This window comes from Lysobacter capsici (assembly GCF_014779555.2).
In the GTDB taxonomy this organism is placed as follows: domain Bacteria; phylum Pseudomonadota; class Gammaproteobacteria; order Xanthomonadales; family Xanthomonadaceae; genus Lysobacter; species Lysobacter capsici.
On record NZ_CP094357.1, the window covers coordinates 4,411,116 to 4,427,354 of the forward strand.

Genomic DNA, 16,239 nt, shown 5'->3' on the forward strand with positions numbered 1-16,239 from the left:
AAGTAATTGCAGTAGAGCCGCGCGTTTGGGGAACCAGCGCGCGTTGCAAGGATCGAAGTGAAATGGACTTACACGATCTGATCTGGTGGTTCGCGGGCCTCGCGCCCGGACTGCTGCTGGGCTGGTGGCTGGGCGCGCGCAAGCGCCCGGCCACGACCCAGGCCGCGGCGACACCCACGCCGCAACCGCAACTGCCGCCCGAGCCGCGGCCCGAGCCCATCGCACCAGCGCCCGCGGCCGTTCCCGCCGCGCCCGCGCCTTTAGTCGCACCGGCGGCGCCCGTCGCCGAACCGCCCGCCCCCGCCGCTCCTGTATGGTCACCGGACGTGCAGGCGCTGTTCGACAAGGGCGAGACGATCGAAGCGATCAAGAAAATCCGCGCCACCCTCGGCGGCCCGATCGCACGCAAGGTCGCGCGCGAACACCTGAGCGAAGGCGAGTTCCGCCTGCCCGCCGACATCCGCAAGCTCGCCGACGCGAACAAGAAACTCGAAGCGATCCGCCTGCTGTGCGATCAGACTCATATGGACATGCCGCTGGCTCAACGATTGGTTGAGCACTACGTCGCCCATCCGTACCGATGACCGAAGCCCAAACGCACTACGACGCCAACCCCAAGGCCCACCCGGGCCTGCATGTGATCGCCGCGGTCGAAGCGGTCAAGGGCGCGCTCGCGCTGAGCGCGGCGAGCGGCCTTGAACTGCTCGGACCGGCGCCGCTGCAACGCTGGATCGGCGAACTGATCAAGCGCTTCCATCTGGACCCCGAGCACGGCTCGCTGGCCTGGCTCGCCCACACCATCAGCCCGCATTCGGTGCACCTGGCCGCGGCGGTGGTGCTCGCCTACGGATTGCTGCACCTGATCGAAGCCTGGGGCCTGTGGAAGGCCAAGGCCTGGGCCTCGTGGCTGGGCTGCCTCGGCGCCGCGCTGTACCTGCCGTTCGATATCTACGCGATGTTCCGCCATCCCGGCTGGCTGGCCACCGCGGTGCTGATCATCAACCTGATCGTGGTGTGGGTGCTGGCGCGCGACATCCTCAAGCGGCGGCAGTGATCGCGCGTCGCGCATCGCGAAATCGTTTGTAAGACACACGTCGGCGTTGACGCGTTTCGCTCGGGTCATGCGACTGTCGACACGATCCGGGCCAGGTCCATCGATGCGCGTGGATTGCGCCGACATCGATCGGATCGGCCGAACCTTCGAAGCGGTCCGATCGCAACGCACCGAGGCTGATCCCCCGCCCAAAACCGCCGAACCGTTGCCGATCGGCCTGAATTGTTAGCGACTGATTAAACCGCACCGTGCCTGGGTTCCACCCCGATCGGGCTGCAGTCACAGGCATCGCGCGCCGCGCCGGTGTATGGTTTCCAGGTCGCGGCGATCGGCCGCGATGCACGCCGCGCGCCGCATCGCGCGGCCTGCGCATCGCGACGTTCGATGCGGACGCGCGCAGGCCGTTGCGCGCGCTGTCGATGCTGGCACGGCTCACTCCCCACCACGAGGAACGCTCATGAAGACTTGGTCCAAGCCTCAGATCCGCGAAATCTCGGTCGGCTGCGAAATCAATTCGTACTCCTCCGGCGACCTGTTCTGAGCATGCCCGCCTCTGCCGTCGCAACGCGCCCGGGGCCGCGCAGCCATTCGATGGATCATCGGTGATGCGCATCCTCGTACTCGGTGCGGCGGCCGGAGGCGGCTACCCGCAGTGGAACTGCAACACCCCCGGCAGCCAGCGCGCCTGGCGCCAGGAACCCGGCCACCAGCGCCGCACCCAGGCCAGCATCGCGGTCAGCGCCGACGACGAGCGCTGGCTGCTGATCAACGCCTCGCCCGACTTCCGCCAGCAGATCCTCGCCCAGCCCGCGCTGTGGCCCAAACGCGATCTGCGCCACTCGCCGATCGAAGCGGTGCTGCTGACCAGCGGCGAAATCGATCACATCGCCGGATTGCTGTCGATGCGCGAACGCCAGCGCTTCGACCTGTGGGCGAGCTCGCGCGTGCTGGACGTGCTCGGCCAGAATCCGATCTTCGATTCGCTGCATCCCGATTACGTCACCCGCAAAGCGCTGACCCTGGACACGCCGATCGAGGTCGCAGGCCACGACGCGCCGCTGGGCCTGCGGGTCACCGCCTTCAGCGTGCCCGGCAAGGTGCCGTTGTTCATGGAATCGCGCGCGAACGGTAATTTGCAGGGCGGCGACGAAGAGACGGTCGGCCTGGAAATCAGCGACGGCCGCGAACGTTTCCTCTACATCCCCGGCTGCGCCGCCATGACCGACGACCTGCGTCGGCGATTGCACGGCGCCTCGCTGGTGCTGTTCGACGGCACCTTGTGGCGCGACGACGAAATGGTCCGCGCCGGCGTCGGCAGCAAGACCGGCGCGCGCATGGGCCATATGAACATCGCCGGCGACGGCGGCGAGGACGGCGGCACGCTCGCCGCGTTCGCCCCGCTCGACGTGCGGCGCAAACTGTTCATCCATCTCAATACCACCAACCCGTTGCTCGACGATCACTCGCCCGAACGCGCGCAAGCGCGCGCGCACGGCTGGGAAGTCGCCGAGGACGGCATGGAGCTGCAGCTGTGAACGCAAGCGCGACCCAGGCGATCGACACCGACTTCATCGGCGACGATGCGCTGCTCACCCCGGCGCAACTGGAAGCGCGGCTGCGCGCGATCGGCGCGGAGCGTTACCACGACAAACACCCGTTCCATCACCTGCTGCACAGCGGCCGGTTGAACCGCGGCCAGGTCCAGGCCTGGGCGCTCAACCGTTTCGAATATCAGCGCTGCATCCCGCTCAAGGACGCCGCCCTGCTAGCCCGCATCGAGGACCCGCAACTGCGCCGGGTCTGGCGCCAGCGCATCGTCGATCACGACGGCGAGCGCGACGGCGACGGCGGCATCGCGCGTTGGCTGCACCTGACCGATGCGCTGGGCCTGGACCGGGCGATGGTCGAATCCGGCCGTGCCCTGTTGCCGGCCACGCGTTTCGCCGTGCAGGCCTATATCCATTTCGTGCGCGAACGCAGTCTGCTCGAAGCGATCGCGTCGTCGCTGACCGAACTGTTCGCGCCGACCATCATCGGCCAGCGCGTCAGCGGCATGCTGGCCAATTACGACTTCGTCTCGCGCCAGTCGCTGGCCTATTTCGATTCGCGCCTGCACCAGGCGCCGCAGGACGCCGACTTCGCCCTCGACTACGTCAAGCGCCACGCCCTCACCCGCGAGCAGCAGGACGCGGTGTGCGCGGCGCTGCGGTTCAAATGCGAGGTGCTGTGGTCGATGCTCGATGCCTTGCATCTGGCCTACGTCGAACCGCGGTTGATTCCGCCGGGCGCGTTCCGTCCGGACGAGGCCGGCGCATGAGCGCGCCGATCGAATCCACCGCGGTGCCGCGCTTCCCCGCCGGGGTCCGCCTGCAGCACGACCGCGCGCGCGATCAGTGGGTGCTGCTGGCGCCGGAACGGGTGGTCGAACTCGACGAGATCGCCCACGCCGTGCTCGCCCGCGTCGATGCCGCCAGCAACGTCGAAACCATCGTGCAGGCGCTCGCCACCGAATACGGCGCCGAGCCTGCGCAGGTGCACGGCGACGTGATCGAACTGTTCGCGACCCTGCAGGAAAAACGCATGCTCACGCTGAGCGCGCCGATGCCATGAGCGTCGAAGCCGCCAGCGTCGCCGGCATCGCCGCGGAACTTGCGCCGCGCAAGGCACCGCCACCCGTACCCGCGCCACCGCTGGCGGTGCTGCTGGAACTGACCCATCGCTGCCCGCTGTCGTGCCCGTACTGCTCCAATCCGCTGCAACTGGTCGGCATGCGCGAGGAACTGGCCACCGCCGACTGGCTGCGCGTGCTCGATCAGGCCGCCGAGCTCGGCGTGCTGCAAGTGCATTACTCCGGCGGCGAACCGACCCTGCGCAAGGACCTGCCCGAGCTGCTGCGGCATGCGCGCGCGCTCGGCCTGTACTGCAATCTGATCACCTCCGGCGTAGGCGTGACGCGCGAGCGCCTGCAGGAGTTGCAGCAGGCCGGCCTGGACCATCTGCAACTGAGCATCCAGGACAGCCAGGCCGCGGGCGCCGACCGTATCGCCGGTTACGCCGGCAGCCACGAACGCAAGCTCGCGCTGGCGCGCTGGTGCGGCGAGCTCGATCTGCCGCTGACCCTCAACGCCGTCGTGCATCGGCACAACGCCGAACGCGTCGCGCAGATGATCGAACTCGCGCTCGATCTGGGCGCGGGTCGGCTCGAAGTCGCGCACACCCAGTACTACGGCTGGGGCCTGAGCAATCGCGCCGCGCTGATGCCCACGCGCGCGCAACTCGACGCGGTCACCGCCGTGGTCGAGGACGCGCGCCAACGGCTGCGCGGACGGCTGACCATCGACTACGTCACCCCCGATTATTACGCGCGCCGGCCCAAAGCCTGCATGGGCGGCTGGGCGCAGCGCTTCGTCAACATCACCCCGGACGGCAAGGTGCTGCCCTGCCACGCCGCCGAGACCCTGACCGAGCTGCGCTTCGACTCGGTGCGCGAACGCAGCCTGGGCGACATCTGGCGCGACTCCGACGCGTTCGTGCGCTACCGCGGCACCGACTGGATGCCCGAGCCCTGCCGCGGCTGCGAGCGCCGCGAAATCGACTGGGGCGGTTGCCGCTGCCAGGCGCTGGCGCTCAGCGGCCGCGCCGATACGCTCGATCCGGTGTGCGAGAAATCGCCCGATCACGCGCGGGTTCGCGCCTTGGCCGAAACCGAATCGGCCGCGCCGGCGCCGGAGTTCGTATACCGCCGTCTGCGCGCGACGGGCGCCAAGGCCGCGACCGACTGACGCCGTATCGGCGCCCCACTTCGGCAACCGTCAGTCCAGCAGCTCGCGCAAGCGCTCGAAATAATCGCCGCTCCATTTCGAATACAGCGCGTCGTCGAGATTGACGATCCGATAGCCGTCTTCGATATCGAAATGGGAAAACACGCATCGGCACACGCCCAGCGCGATCCAGACGATGTTCGCGCGATGCGCCTGGCGCGCGACCGCGTCGCTCGAGACCAACTGCAGGTCGGCAACTAGCGATTCGAATAACGCCGCATCGAACACGCCGCGCTCGAACAGCCCATGGCAGAACGTGCCTTCGATCTCGTCATCGCGATTGCTCAGCAGACGGGCGATGGCCGCCTCGATCCGCGGGTCGCGCGGCGCGGCTTGAGTCGGGATCGTTGAATTCATCGCTGCGTCCTTTCGAATGGAAACCCGTGTCGCCGCGCCCCAGTCAGGCCGCGACCACGCCGCGAGACATCGTAACGGTGCCATCCGCACCGCACGATGCAAGCACGCGGGCACCCTGTCGTTCCGCCCCGGATCCTGGGCCGTACGAACAGGCTTGCCGTGTCGCCGACTGCGGGCATACTCGAGCGAATCCCTCGCGCGCCACGATCAGGAACCGGCCATGCCCGCCTTTCATTGCACCGCCCGCCTCAGCCTCGCGGCGCTGACGCTCGCGCTGGCCGCATGCACCGGCCCCCAGGCGGTGCGTGCGCCGCGGCCGGTCGTGGCCTCCGACGAAGCCGCCAAGGGCTTCCTGCCGACCGACCCGCTGCGCCTGGCCGAAGCCGACACCGCCGCGCTGAGCGCGCGCATGGCCAACGGCGAGCTCAGCAGCGTGCGCCTGACCCAGGGCTACCTCGACCGCATCGCCGCGCTCGACGACGCCGGCCCGCAGCTCAACGCGGTGATCGAACTCAACCCCGACGCGCTCGCCGAAGCGCGCAAGCTCGACGACGAGCGCAAGGCCGGCCAACTGCGCGGCCCGCTGCACGGCATCCCGGTGCTGATCAAGGACAACATCGACGCCACGCCGATGGTCAATTCGGCCGGCTCGCTGGCGCTGGCCGAGCACCGCCCCAAGACCGACGCGCCGATCGTCGCCGCGCTGCGCCGCGCCGGCGCGGTGATCCTGGGCAAGACCAACCTCAGCGAATGGGCGAACTTCCGTTCGACCCATTCGATCTCCGGCTGGAGCGGCCGCGGCGGCCTGACCCGCAATCCTTACGTGCTCGACCGCACCGCCTGCGGTTCCAGCAGCGGTACCGGCGCGGCGATCGCCGCCAGCCTAGCCGCGGTCGGCGTGGGCACCGAAACCGACGGCAGCATCCTGTGCCCGGCGGCGATGAACGGGCTGGTCGGGTTCAAGCCGACGGTCGGGCTGGTCAGCCGCCAGGGCATCATCCCGATCTCGCACAGCCAGGACACCGCCGGCCCGATGGCGCGCAGCGTCGCCGACGCCGCGCAGTTGCTCAGCGTGCTCGCGTCGGCCGAGGCCGGCGGCGACAGCGCCGCGCTGGCCGGCGCCGACAAGCGCCTGGCCGATTACGTTAGCGGCCTGGACGGCGACGCGCTGCAGGGCGCGCGCCTGGGCCTGCTGCGCGAATCGGGCGTGGGTCAGCTGCCGGCGATCGACGCCGCGCTCGAACGCGCGCTCAAGACCCTGCGCGATGCCGGCGCCACCATCGTCGAGGTCAAGATTGCGACCGCGGGCCAGTGGGACCGCGCCGAGGGCGAGGTGCTGCGCTACGAATTCAAGGACGGCCTGGAGCGCTATCTGCGCGAAAGCGGCGCGCCGGTGAAGACGCTGAGCGAACTGATCGCGTTCAACCAGGCCAACGCCGCGCGCGAGCAACCTTACTTCGGCCAGGAATTGTTCGAGCAGGCCAACAAGAAGGGCAGCCTCAAGGACCCGGCCTACCGCAAGTTCGCCGCGCAGGCGCGGCAGCTCGCCGGCCCGCAGGGCATCGACGCGACGCTCAAGCGGCACAAGCTCGACGCGCTGATCGCGCCGGCCACCACCCCGGCCTTCATGGTCGACCCGGTCAACGGCGACCCCTTCGGCGGCGCCAGCTGGGGCGCGGCCGCAGTCGCCGGGTATCCGAGCCTGACCGTGCCGATGGGCGACGCATCCGGCCTGCCGATCGGCCTGGTGTTCATGGGCAAGCGCTGGAGCGACGCGCACCTGCTGTCGCTGGGCTACGCCTTCGAACAACTGACCCTGGCGCGCACGCCGCCGGGGTATCGGGTGACGCTGAGCCCCTGAGTTCGAAGTTTCATCGTCGCCACATCAGCCCCCTGCAGGAGCGGCGCAAGCCGCGACCGCGACACCCCAGCGACGACCCAAACACGTCCCGCGACCACGCCGCAAAACCAAAAACCCGCCTCATCGGCGGGTTTTCGCTGTCTGCATCCAAGCTCGCATTACGGCGGCCGCCCAAGCCGCTTCCACACCCGCAGCAAACCGATCAAATGCACCACGCCGATGCCGAGGCAAATACCCGAACTCCACAGCCAGAAACTCACGCTGCGCCCCGGAAACACACTCATCATCGGCACCGCGGCCAAACCGCGCAGCAGATACACCGTGGTGACCAGAAACATCACCGTTCGCAGCAACGGCAAACGGCGCAACACACCCGCGGCGGAAAACGCGTACAGCGCCCAGACCGTCAGCACCGAGGCGATCACCAACGTGGCGACGGCCGGATACCAGTGACCAGCGATCGAAGCCTGCGCCATCCATTCGCCAGCGCCCAAGGCGCGATACCACGGCGCACCGAACACGATGCAGCCCAGATGCAACAAGGCGGCGAGCGCGCTGAGCGCGCCCGCCGCCATCAAGGTCCGATCAGGTTCGCCGCTCATCGTCCTTACGAACCGATGACCGACGACGCAGCTCAGGCCGGCGCCGCGATCTGCGCCTGCTTGCGCACGATCAGCATCGCCACTTCCAGCGCCTGTTCGTAGTTCAGGCGCGGATCGACCGTGGAACGGTACGCGCGCTCGAGATCGCTCTCGGTCAACTCGCGCGCGCCGCCGAGACACTCGGTCACGTCTTCGCCGGTCAGCTCCAGATGCACACCGCCCAGGCGCGTGCCGGCCGCGGCATGCAGCTCGAACGAGGTCTCGATCTCGGCGCGGATGTTGCGGAAGCGGCGGGTCTTGTAACCGTTGCTGGTGCTTTCGGTGTTGCCGTGCATCGGATCGCACACCCACAGCACGCGGCGGCCGTCGCGACGCATCGCATCGAGCAGCGGCGGCAGCTTCTCGGCGACCGCGGTCGCGCCCATGCGATGGATGAAGGTCAAGCGGCCCGGTTCATCCTCGGGATTGAGCAGGTCGATCGTGCGCAGCAGCTGATCCGGCGTGACCGACGGACCGACCTTGAGCGCGATCGGGTTGCGGATGCCGCGGAAATATTCGGCATGGGCGCCGTCGACCGCGGCGGTGCGCATGCCGATCCACGGGTAGTGGGTGCTGAGGTTGAAGTGGCCCCAGTGACGCGGCACCTGCCGGGTCATCGACTCTTCGTACGGCAGCAGCAGCGCTTCGTGCGAGGTGTAGAAATCGACCCGGTTGAGGTTGTGCACTTCCGAACCCGACAAGGTCTCCATGAAGCGCACCGCGTCGCCGATCGCATTGACCATGCGCCGGTACTCGTCGGCCAGCGGCGAGTGACCGACCCAGCTCAGGTTCCAGTACTCGGGATGATGCAGGTCGGCGAAACCGCCGTCGATCAGCGCGCGCACGAAGTTCATCGTCATCGCCGAACGCGCGTGGCCCTTGATCATGCGACGCGGATCGGGCCGGCGCGCGGCCTCGTTGAAGGCCGGCGCGTTGACCATGTCGCCGCGGTAGCTCGGCAGGGTCACGCCGTCGATGGTCTCGGTGTCGGCCGAACGCGGCTTGGCGTACTGGCCGGCGAAACGCCCGACCCGCACCACTGGCTTGCGCATGCCATGGACCAGCACCAGGCTCATCTGCAGCAACACCTTCAGACGATTGGAGATCACGTCCGAGGAGCACTGGTCGAAGCTCTCGGCGCAGTCGCCGCCCTGCAGCAAAAATCGCTTGCCTTCCTGCGCCTCGGCCAGTTGCTGCTTGAGCGAGAGGATCTCCCACGAGGTCACCAACGGCGGCAGCTGACGCAATTCCTGCAACGCGGATTCAAGATCGGCCGCGTCCGGATAGCTGGGCAACTGCAGTGCGGTGCGCTCGCGCCAGGAGGTCGGGCTCCAGTCGGCGGGCAGGTTGACGGCACGGAGGTTGCTGTTGCGATCGGAAGCGCTCATTTCCTTGATTCCAGTTGGTGTCGCGGTGTGTGGTGGGTGGTTGGGATGGATGGGAGGGTGGAGACGGCGAAAGACGAAGGGCTACTGAGTTCAACGGCCGCGGAACGCGGCATAGGCCGCCCACAGCGCCAGCACGACGAAGCAGATCAGGCTCCAGGCCGGCATGGACAGACCGAGGAAGGTCCAGTCCACGTTGGCGCATTCGCCCGAGCCGGTCATGACCTTCTTGATCACGCCGGTGATCGGCATCGCATCGAGCATGTAGTTCAGGCCCGGGCCGCAGGCCGGGACCTGGTCCGGCGGCAGGTGCTGCAGGCGCACGTGATTGCCGGCGACCGCGATACCCGCCAGCGAGGCTAGCAGGGCCAGGACGCCGTAACCGCGACGCCCGCCGGCCTTCTTGGGGCCATGCAGCGCGCCGAGCAGGAACACCAGGCCCAGCGCGGCGAACGCCACGCGCTGGAAGATGCACAGTGGGCACGGCTCGAGGTGCTGGTAGAGCTGCAGGTAGAAGGCATACGCGAGCAAGCCCGCGCAGGCCAGAAAACCAAGCAGAAATTGAATCCGGAAGGAGGCTTTGAAGGGGTTCATGCTCACACCATACGGGTCTGGGTCGGGTCGTGCCAATGTCGAATCGGCATGTATTTTCGCAACGCGGCATTTCGTCGCAGCAACATCGACTGCGCCCGGGGACGAAAGTTGCCGCCCCGTTCACGACCCTGAAAACCCCTCCGATGCATGAGATGACCGAACCCTACCGCGGCGCGGCGCTTTCGACCGCAACCGTTGCGCGAGTAACCGTTGCCAGAACGCAAAAACCCCGGCCGGGGCCGGGGCTTTGCTGGCTGCCGCCGCGACCGCGAACGGTCATGGACGGTAGAGGCTCGCGCTGGAACATCGCTGCGCCGGTCGCCCGGCGCGACGGATTTACTCAGCCGCGGCTTGCGGACGATCGACCAGCTCGACGTAGGCCATCGGCGCATTGTCGCCAGCACGGAAACCGCACTTGAGGATGCGCAGGTAACCGCCCGGACGCGACGCGTAGCGCGGGCCGAGTTCGACGAACAAGGTGCCGACGGCTTCCTTGTCACGCAGGCGCGAGAACGCCAGACGACGATTAGCGACGCCGTCCTTCTTCGCCAGGGTGATGAGCGGCTCGGCGACGCGACGCAGCTCCTTGGCCTTCGGCAGGGTGGTGCGGATGAGACCGTGCTTGATCAGCGAGGCGGCCATGTTGGTGAACATGGCGTCGCGGTGGGCACTGGTGCGGCTGAACTTACGGCCGGATTTCTGATGGCGCATGACTGTGATTCCTGATGAATGTTGAAACGGTTGGACTTCGCTGTCGCCATCCAGGCGTTGGAACATTGGACTGCGGGTGGTCCGAACCGATCGGTCCTTGATCGGCGGGTCGCGGAGTTCTGAATCCGTCGACGGGGTGGTGCGTGGTGCTTGTTGTTACGCGTTTCGGTGTGCTGATGAAGCAAGAGCCCACGCTTCGGTTAGCTTCGGCGTGGACTCTCTCGTTCCCCGGCCCTGCGCAGCGCGCAGGGCGTTCGCCCGGCCGCGCGGCAGTGCCGCGCGAGCTAGGCCGGGCTCACCCCATCATTCCGTGCGAGGCGATACCCGCCGGCGGCCAGTTTTCCAGCTTCATGCCGAGCGACAGGCCGCGCTGAGCCAGCACTTCCTTGATCTCGGTGAGCGACTTCTTGCCCAGGTTCGGGGTCTTGAGCAGCTCGACTTCGGTCTTCTGGATCAGATCGCCGACGTAGTAGATGCTCTCGGCCTTGAGGCAGTTGGCCGAACGCACGGTGAGCTCGAGATCGTCGATCGGGCGCAGCAGGATCGGATCGATGCCGCTGGTGGCCGGCTTCGCCGCACCGCGGTCGCGGTGGGTGAAGTCGCCGAACACCGACAGCTGATCGGTGAGGATGTCGGCGGCGGTGCGCACGGCTTCCTCGGCGTCGATCGTGCCGTTGGTTTCGATGTCCAGCACCAGCTTGTCGAGGTCGGTGCGCTGCTCGACGCGCGCGGCTTCCACCGCGTAGGCGACGCGACGGACCGGCGAGAAGCTCGCGTCCAGCATCAGACGACCGATCGCGCGGGTTTCTTCGTCCGGACGACGGCGCGAAGCCGCCGGCTGGTAGCCGAAACCGCGTTCGATCTTCAGACGCATGTTGATCGCCGTATCCTTGGTCAGGTGGCAGATCACGTGGTCGGTGTTGAGGATTTCGACGTTGTGGTCGGTCTTGATGTCGCCGGCGGTGACGATGCCGGGACCCTGCTTGGCCAGCGACAGCGTCGACGCGTCGCCGGTGTGCATGCGGATGGCGACGTCCTTGAGGTTCAGCAGAACCTCCAGCACGTCCTCTTCCAGACCTTCGACCGTGGTGTACTCATGCAGCACGCCATCGATTTCGACCTCGGTGATGGCGAAACCCGGGATCGACGACAGCAGCACGCGCCGCAGCGCGTTGCCCAGCGTATGGCCGTAACCGCGCTCCAGCGGCTCGATCACGACCTTCGCGCGATTGCCGGTGAGGCGTTCGATCTGCGGACCACGCGGGCGCAGTACCTGATTGGCGGTAACCGTCATGTTTCGGTGTCTCCAATGACCTCCACCGGGGGGCGGCGGGAGGCTTTAGCTCTTGGAGCCCTCTCTTAACGAGAGAGCGGCCGGTGCGCATGGCGCACCGACCTGGGTTGCGGGTTCTCCGCCGGATCCTGAGGGACGCCGGCGGGTGCCCTGCACTATTACTTGCTGTACAACTCGACGATCAGCGCTTCGTTGATGTCGGCCGGCAGGTCCGCACGATCCGGAACCGCCTTGAACACGCCGCTGAACTTCTTGCTGTCCACTTCGACCCACGACGGCGACAGGTCCATCTGCGACGACACGGTCAGGGATTCCTGCACGCGAAGCTGCTTCTGGGCGCGCTCGGACAACGCGATCGCGTCGCCGGCCTTGACCTGGTACGACGGAAGGTTGACCGACTTGCCGTTGACGGTGACGCCGCGGTGCGAGACCAGCTGACGGGCAGCCGGACGAGTCACGGCGAAGCCCATGCGGTAGACGACGTTGTCCAGACGGGTTTCCAGCAACTGCAGCAGGTTCTCGCCGGTGTTGCCCTTCTTGGTCGAGGCCTTCTTGTAGTAGTTGCGGAACTGACGCTCCAGCAGACCGTAGATACGCTTGACCTTCTGCTTCTCACGAAGCTGGGTGGCGTAGTCGGACAGCTTGCCCTTGCGGGCGGTGGGGCCGTGCTGACCGGGCTTCTGCTCCAGTTTGCACTTCGAGTCGAGCGCGCGAGCGGACGACTTCAGACCGAGATCGGCGCCTTCGCGACGGGCGAGCTTACAGGTGGGGCCAATATAACGAGCCATTTTTCTTCAGCTCCTCAGACGCGACGCTTCTTCGGCGGACGGCACCCGTTGTGCGGGATAGGCGTCACGTCGATGATGTTGATGATCTTGTAACCGACGTTGTTCAAGGAACGAACGGCGGACTCACGACCCGGACCCGGGCCCTTGATGCGCACTTCCAGCGACTTGACGCCGTAGTCGAGCGCAGCACGGCCAGCCTTTTCGGCTGCCACCTGGGCGGCGAACGGGGTCGACTTGCGGGAGCCGCGGAAACCCGCGCCGCCCGAGGTCGCCCACGAGAGCGCGTTGCCCTGGCGGTCGGTGATCGTGATGATGGTGTTGTTGAAAGAAGCGTGGACGTGGGCGATACCGTCGGTGACGATGCGCTTGATCTTCTTCTTGGTCTTGACTGCTGCCGGCTTGGCCATGGTCTAGGTTCCCTTACTTCTTGATGGCCTTGCGCGGACCCTTGCGGGTACGTGCGTTGGTACGCGTGCGCTGACCACGCAACGGCAAGCCGCGGCGGTGACGCAGGCCGCGGTAGCAGCCCAGGTCCATCAAACGCTTGATCGCAATACCGACCTCGCGACGCAAGTCGCCTTCGACCACGAACTTGCCGACTTCGGCGCGCAAGCGCTCGACTTCGGGCTCGGACAGGTCACGGATCTTCGTGGTCGAAGTCACACCCGCCGTCTGGCAGATCTGCTTCGAACGGGTACGGCCGATGCCGAAAATGCTTTGCAGGCCAACCCAGACATGCTTCTGGGCAGGCAAATTAACGCCCGCAATACGCGCCATAAGGCGATCTCCAACTGATTTGGCGGCCGAGACGGATTAATCCCGGCGGAGTGAACTGGAAATTATATCTAGGTCTCGGGTTAATAGGAAGCCCCGCGGCACCCGAGGGTGCCACGGAACCACGGCATGGGGAGTGTGCCCATGCTCCGGCGACGAGTCTGAACTGGCTGAACAATGCGATGACCTGCCCTGCCCAGCCCCGCGCGCTACTCTGGCGCGCAGAACGGTCCTGACTCACCCGCGCGCGAGACCGCCGCGCGAGCCGCCCTTCAAGTTCGCTTTCTTCAACAGGCTCTCGTACTGATGCGACATCAGATGAGCCTGGATTTGAGCGATGAAATCCATGATCACGACCACCACGATCAACAGCGACGTACCGCCGAAGTAGAACGAGGTGCCGAGCTGGGTCCGCATGACCTCCGGAAGGAGGCAGACGATTACCAGGTAAATTGCGCCGGCCGCGGTCAAGCGGGTCAGCACGCCGTCAACATAGTCCGCGGTGGCCTTGCCGGGGCGAATGCCCGGGATCAGCGCGCCCGACTTCTTGAGGTTGTCGGCGGTTTCCTGCGAATTGAACACCAGCGCGGTGTAGAAGAACGCGAAACCGATGATCAAGCCAGCATACAGGATCATGTGGACCGGCTCACCCGGGCTGAGCCACTGGCTCAGGCGCTGGAGGAAACCGGACACGCCGCTGCCGCTGTTGCCCTGGGCGAACCAGGTCGCGGCGGTGGCGGGGAACATCACGATGCTGGAGGCGAAGATCGCCGGGATCACGCCCGACATGTTGAGCTTCAACGGCAGGAACGACGCCTGATTCATGTAGGCGTTGCGACCGCCCTGACGACGCGCGTAGTTGACCGTGATCCGACGCTGGCCGCGTTCGACGAACACCACCAGGTAGGTGAAGGCCACCACCAGACCGACGACCACGATCGCCACGATCGGGCTCATGTCGCCGTTGCGGATCTGCTCGAACATGTGCAGCACCGCGGCCGGAAGACCGGCGACGATACCCGCGAAGATGATCAGCGAAACGCCGTTGCCGACGCCGCGCTCGGTGATCTGCTCGCCCAGCCACATCAGGAACATGGTGCCCGCCGTCAAGGCGATCACCGCGGTCAGGATGAAGCCCATGCCCGGTGCGTAAACCACCGGCGTGCCGTCAGGCGCCAGGCTCGACTGCAGGCCCGTGGCGATGCCCCAGGCCTGGAAGATCGCCAGCGGAATCGCACCCATGCGCGACCATTGATTGATCTTGCGACGGCCCGATTCGCCTTCCTTCTGGATGGCTTTCAGGCTCGGCACGATCTGCACCAGCAGCTGCACGATGATGGACGCCGAGATGTACGGCATCACGTTCAGCGCGAACAGGCTGAAGCGGTGCAGAGCGCCACCGGAGAACATGTTGAACATGTCCACGATGGTGCCCTGCTTGGTCTCCATGAACTTGACCATCGCTTCCGGGTTGATACCCGGCACCGGGATGTAGCTGCCGATGCGATAGACGATCAACGCGCCGATGACGAACAGCAAACGCTGACGCAACTCGGTGAACTTACCGAGTCCGCCGCCGATTCCAGCCATTGCGTTGCCGCTGCGCGCCATTGAGCCCTTACTCCTCGACCTTGCCGCCGGCCGCTTCGACCGCGGCCTTCGCGCCGGCCGTGGCCAGCACGCCCTTGAGCACGAACTTCTTGGTCAGCTCGCCCTTCTTCACGATCTTGGCCTGCTTGGCGTTGCTCGGAACGAGCTTCGCGGCCTTGAGCGCGGCGAAATCGATCTCGCCGGCTTCCAGCTTGTCCAGCTGATACAGCAGGACTTCGGCCGTGTCGTTCTTCAGCTTGGAGCGGAAGCCGATCTTCGGCAGACGACGCTGCATGGGCATCTGACCGCCTTCGAAGCCGGCCTTGATCTTGCCCTTGCCCGAACGGGCGAACGAACCCTTGTGGCCGCGGCCCGCGGTCTTGCCCAGGCCGGAACCGATACCGCGACCGACGCGCTTGCGGTCTTCGCGGGCGCCGTCAGCCGGCTTGAGTGTATTGAGACGCATGATGTGCTCCTTAGCCCTCGACCTGAACCAGGTAGTGGACCGTATTGATCAGGCCACGAACCTGCGGGCTGTCTTTCAGCGTCCGCACGTCGTTGAGCTTGTTCAGGCCGAGCGCCTTCACCGACAGGCGGTGACGCGACTGACAGCCACGCAGACCCTTGACCAGGCGCACCGTGACGGTGCCGCCTTCGACGGGCTTGTTAGCAGCCTTAGCCATGGTTGAGATCCTCCACCTTCTTGCCGCGCTTGGCCGCGATCTTGGCCGGCGAGTGCATGCCGGTCAGACCCTTGAGCGTGGCGCGAACCAGGTTGATCGGGTTACGCGAACCGGTGGCCTTGGCCAGCACGTTCTTGACGCCGACCGCTTCGAGCACGGCGCGCATCGCGCCGCCGGCGATCACGCCGGTACCTTCCGACGCCGGCTGCATGTACACATGCGCCGCGCCATGGCCCGACTTCACGGCATGCCACAAGGTGCCGCCGTTGAGGTCCACGTTGTTCATCGCCTTGCGGGCGTATTCCATCGACTTCTGGATCGCGACCGGCACTTCGCGCGCCTTGCCGTAGCCGAAGCCGACCTTGCCGTTGCCGTCACCGACCACCGTCAACGCGGTGAAGGTGAACTGGCGACCGCCCTTGACGGTCTTGCTGACGCGATTGACCGCGATCAGCTTTTCGATCATGCCGTCGTCGATCTCTTCGCGGTTGCGATCACGGTCGCGGCCCCGCGGGGCTCTATCGTCTGCCATTTCGGTGTCTCGTTGATTAATGGGATTTGCGGCGTGGCCGCTTATGATTGTGAAGTGGTTCGGGTGCCTCGCCAGGGCGGGAATCCGCCAGAGCGCCCGGCACAAGCCCGTGTCGGCGGGTGAAACTGTCCGGTGCGAAAGGCGTGGAGACGAA

21 protein-coding genes are annotated in these 16,239 nt (G+C 66.4%); 8 read left to right on the forward strand and 13 right to left on the reverse strand.

Going from position 1 to position 16,239, the window contains the following annotated elements; all coding sequences use genetic code 11:
- Positions 1-62 precede the first annotated feature (62 nt).
- The 7 genes from IEQ11_RS17990 (at position 63) to pqqE (ending at position 4,836) form a co-directional block, all read left to right on the forward strand.
- Positions 63-584, forward strand: a complete 522-nt coding sequence (locus IEQ11_RS17990; RefSeq protein ID WP_191823399.1) for a hypothetical protein — start codon at positions 63-65, stop codon at positions 582-584.
- A complete protein-coding gene (locus tag IEQ11_RS17995) occupies positions 581-1,054 on the forward strand; it encodes a DUF2127 domain-containing protein (RefSeq protein ID WP_046657634.1) in 474 nt (157 codons plus the stop codon). The genes IEQ11_RS17990 and IEQ11_RS17995 overlap by 4 nt, the downstream gene beginning before the upstream one ends.
- A gap of 457 nt (positions 1,055-1,511) precedes the next feature.
- Positions 1,512-1,595 carry a pyrroloquinoline quinone precursor peptide PqqA gene (gene pqqA, locus IEQ11_RS26045; RefSeq protein WP_036111709.1) on the forward strand — a complete coding sequence of 28 codons (84 nt, stop codon included), beginning with the start codon at positions 1,512-1,514 and terminating at the stop codon, positions 1,593-1,595.
- Between the two features lie 64 nt (positions 1,596-1,659).
- A complete protein-coding gene (gene pqqB, locus IEQ11_RS18000) occupies positions 1,660-2,589 on the forward strand; it encodes a pyrroloquinoline quinone biosynthesis protein PqqB (RefSeq protein WP_191823400.1) in 930 nt (309 codons plus the stop codon).
- A 35-nt stretch (positions 2,590-2,624) separates the two neighbouring features.
- Entirely contained in the window at positions 2,625-3,371 is a 747-nt protein-coding gene (pqqC, locus tag IEQ11_RS18005; RefSeq protein WP_247024869.1) for a pyrroloquinoline-quinone synthase PqqC, read from the forward strand.
- Positions 3,368-3,664 (forward strand): pyrroloquinoline quinone biosynthesis peptide chaperone PqqD, encoded by a 297-nt coding sequence (pqqD, locus tag IEQ11_RS18010; RefSeq protein WP_191823401.1) that lies wholly within the window; start codon positions 3,368-3,370, stop codon positions 3,662-3,664. The genes pqqC and pqqD overlap by 4 nt, the downstream gene beginning before the upstream one ends.
- Positions 3,661-4,836, forward strand: a complete 1,176-nt coding sequence (gene pqqE / locus IEQ11_RS18015) for a pyrroloquinoline quinone biosynthesis protein PqqE (RefSeq protein ID WP_191823402.1) — start codon at positions 3,661-3,663, stop codon at positions 4,834-4,836. Before pqqD ends, pqqE begins: the two co-directional genes overlap by 4 nt.
- Positions 4,837-4,866: 30 nt before the next feature.
- Here pqqE and IEQ11_RS18020 read toward each other — a convergent pair whose 3' ends face one another.
- A complete protein-coding gene (locus IEQ11_RS18020) occupies positions 4,867-5,232 on the reverse strand; it encodes a hypothetical protein (RefSeq protein WP_191823403.1) in 366 nt (121 codons plus the stop codon).
- A gap of 409 nt (positions 5,233-5,641) precedes the next feature.
- On the opposite strand from IEQ11_RS18020, the gene IEQ11_RS18025 reads away from it, so the two are divergent.
- Entirely contained in the window at positions 5,642-7,093 is a 1,452-nt protein-coding gene (locus IEQ11_RS18025; protein ID WP_247024871.1) for an amidase, read from the forward strand.
- A 158-nt stretch (positions 7,094-7,251) separates the two neighbouring features.
- Here IEQ11_RS18025 and IEQ11_RS18030 read toward each other — a convergent pair whose 3' ends face one another.
- The 12 genes from IEQ11_RS18030 to rpsE all read right to left on the reverse strand — a co-directional run bounded on the left by IEQ11_RS18030 (position 7,252) and on the right by rpsE (position 16,085).
- Complete coding sequence (locus tag IEQ11_RS18030; protein ID WP_191823405.1) at positions 7,252-7,695, reverse strand: hypothetical protein; 444 nt, start codon at positions 7,693-7,695, stop codon at positions 7,252-7,254.
- A gap of 32 nt (positions 7,696-7,727) precedes the next feature.
- On the reverse strand, positions 7,728-9,122 hold the full coding sequence (locus tag IEQ11_RS18035; protein WP_036111723.1) for a class II 3-deoxy-7-phosphoheptulonate synthase: 1,395 nt from the start codon (positions 9,120-9,122) through the stop codon (positions 7,728-7,730).
- 90 nt (positions 9,123-9,212) lie between these two features.
- Positions 9,213-9,713, reverse strand: a complete 501-nt coding sequence (locus tag IEQ11_RS18040; RefSeq protein WP_096415268.1) for a disulfide bond formation protein B — start codon at positions 9,711-9,713, stop codon at positions 9,213-9,215.
- 336 nt (positions 9,714-10,049) lie between these two features.
- Positions 10,050-10,424, reverse strand: a complete 375-nt coding sequence (gene rplQ / locus IEQ11_RS18045) for a 50S ribosomal protein L17 (RefSeq protein WP_031373811.1) — start codon at positions 10,422-10,424, stop codon at positions 10,050-10,052.
- Positions 10,425-10,719: 295 nt separating this feature from the next.
- Complete coding sequence (locus tag IEQ11_RS18050; RefSeq protein ID WP_036111743.1) at positions 10,720-11,718, reverse strand: DNA-directed RNA polymerase subunit alpha; 999 nt, start codon at positions 11,716-11,718, stop codon at positions 10,720-10,722.
- 158 nt (positions 11,719-11,876) lie between these two features.
- Positions 11,877-12,506: a 30S ribosomal protein S4 gene (gene rpsD, locus IEQ11_RS18055; protein ID WP_036111747.1), complete on the reverse strand. Its 630-nt coding sequence runs from the start codon at positions 12,504-12,506 to the stop codon at positions 11,877-11,879.
- Positions 12,507-12,520: 14 nt separating this feature from the next.
- Positions 12,521-12,913, reverse strand: coding sequence for a 30S ribosomal protein S11 (gene rpsK, locus IEQ11_RS18060; protein WP_036111750.1), 393 nt, complete (start codon positions 12,911-12,913; stop codon positions 12,521-12,523).
- 13 nt (positions 12,914-12,926) lie between these two features.
- On the reverse strand, positions 12,927-13,283 hold the full coding sequence (gene rpsM, locus IEQ11_RS18065; protein ID WP_036111754.1) for a 30S ribosomal protein S13: 357 nt from the start codon (positions 13,281-13,283) through the stop codon (positions 12,927-12,929).
- A 234-nt stretch (positions 13,284-13,517) separates the two neighbouring features.
- Positions 13,518-14,891 (reverse strand): preprotein translocase subunit SecY, encoded by a 1,374-nt coding sequence (gene secY / locus IEQ11_RS18070; RefSeq protein ID WP_096415269.1) that lies wholly within the window; start codon positions 14,889-14,891, stop codon positions 13,518-13,520.
- A gap of 7 nt (positions 14,892-14,898) precedes the next feature.
- Positions 14,899-15,336 carry a 50S ribosomal protein L15 gene (gene rplO / locus IEQ11_RS18075; protein ID WP_036111758.1) on the reverse strand — a complete coding sequence of 146 codons (438 nt, stop codon included), beginning with the start codon at positions 15,334-15,336 and terminating at the stop codon, positions 14,899-14,901.
- A 10-nt stretch (positions 15,337-15,346) separates the two neighbouring features.
- Positions 15,347-15,553, reverse strand: a complete 207-nt coding sequence (rpmD, locus tag IEQ11_RS18080) for a 50S ribosomal protein L30 (RefSeq protein ID WP_036111762.1) — start codon at positions 15,551-15,553, stop codon at positions 15,347-15,349.
- Positions 15,546-16,085 (reverse strand): 30S ribosomal protein S5, encoded by a 540-nt coding sequence (gene rpsE, locus IEQ11_RS18085; protein ID WP_046657640.1) that lies wholly within the window; start codon positions 16,083-16,085, stop codon positions 15,546-15,548. The genes rpmD and rpsE overlap by 8 nt, the downstream gene beginning before the upstream one ends.
- Positions 16,086-16,239: the final 154 nt, after the last annotated feature.

Excerpts from the sequence above, each read along its gene's own strand:
- secY (WP_096415269.1), bottom strand. The coding sequence starts at position 14,891 with ATGGCGCGCAGCGGCAACGCAATGGCTGGAATCGGCGGCGGACTCGGT.
- rpsM (WP_036111754.1), bottom strand. The coding sequence starts at position 13,283 with ATGGCGCGTATTGCGGGCGTTAATTTGCCTGCCCAGAAGCATGTCTGG.
- IEQ11_RS18025 (WP_247024871.1), top strand. The coding sequence starts at position 5,642 with ATGGCCAACGGCGAGCTCAGCAGCGTGCGCCTGACCCAGGGCTACCTC.
- IEQ11_RS18050 (WP_036111743.1), bottom strand. The coding sequence starts at position 11,718 with ATGACGGTTACCGCCAATCAGGTACTGCGCCCGCGTGGTCCGCAGATC.
- rpsE (WP_046657640.1), bottom strand. The coding sequence starts at position 16,085 with ATGGCAGACGATAGAGCCCCGCGGGGCCGCGACCGTGATCGCAACCGC.
- rplQ (WP_031373811.1), bottom strand. The coding sequence starts at position 10,424 with ATGCGCCATCAGAAATCCGGCCGTAAGTTCAGCCGCACCAGTGCCCAC.
- rpsD (WP_036111747.1), bottom strand. The coding sequence starts at position 12,506 with ATGGCTCGTTATATTGGCCCCACCTGTAAGCTCGCCCGTCGCGAAGGC.
- IEQ11_RS18035 (WP_036111723.1), bottom strand. The coding sequence starts at position 9,122 with ATGAGCGCTTCCGATCGCAACAGCAACCTCCGTGCCGTCAACCTGCCC.
- IEQ11_RS18020 (WP_191823403.1), bottom strand. The coding sequence starts at position 5,232 with ATGAATTCAACGATCCCGACTCAAGCCGCGCCGCGCGACCCGCGGATC.
- IEQ11_RS18030 (WP_191823405.1), bottom strand. The coding sequence starts at position 7,695 with ATGAGCGGCGAACCTGATCGGACCTTGATGGCGGCGGGCGCGCTCAGC.
- pqqA (WP_036111709.1), top strand. The coding sequence starts at position 1,512 with ATGAAGACTTGGTCCAAGCCTCAGATCCGCGAAATCTCGGTCGGCTGC.
- pqqB (WP_191823400.1), top strand. The coding sequence starts at position 1,660 with ATGCGCATCCTCGTACTCGGTGCGGCGGCCGGAGGCGGCTACCCGCAG.
- IEQ11_RS17990 (WP_191823399.1), top strand. The coding sequence starts at position 63 with ATGGACTTACACGATCTGATCTGGTGGTTCGCGGGCCTCGCGCCCGGA.
- IEQ11_RS17995 (WP_046657634.1), top strand. The coding sequence starts at position 581 with ATGACCGAAGCCCAAACGCACTACGACGCCAACCCCAAGGCCCACCCG.
- pqqE (WP_191823402.1), top strand. The coding sequence starts at position 3,661 with ATGAGCGTCGAAGCCGCCAGCGTCGCCGGCATCGCCGCGGAACTTGCG.
- rplO (WP_036111758.1), bottom strand. The coding sequence starts at position 15,336 with ATGCGTCTCAATACACTCAAGCCGGCTGACGGCGCCCGCGAAGACCGC.
- pqqD (WP_191823401.1), top strand. The coding sequence starts at position 3,368 with ATGAGCGCGCCGATCGAATCCACCGCGGTGCCGCGCTTCCCCGCCGGG.
- rpsK (WP_036111750.1), bottom strand. The coding sequence starts at position 12,913 with ATGGCCAAGCCGGCAGCAGTCAAGACCAAGAAGAAGATCAAGCGCATC.
- IEQ11_RS18040 (WP_096415268.1), bottom strand. The coding sequence starts at position 9,713 with ATGAACCCCTTCAAAGCCTCCTTCCGGATTCAATTTCTGCTTGGTTTT.
- rpmD (WP_036111762.1), bottom strand. The coding sequence starts at position 15,553 with ATGGCTAAGGCTGCTAACAAGCCCGTCGAAGGCGGCACCGTCACGGTG.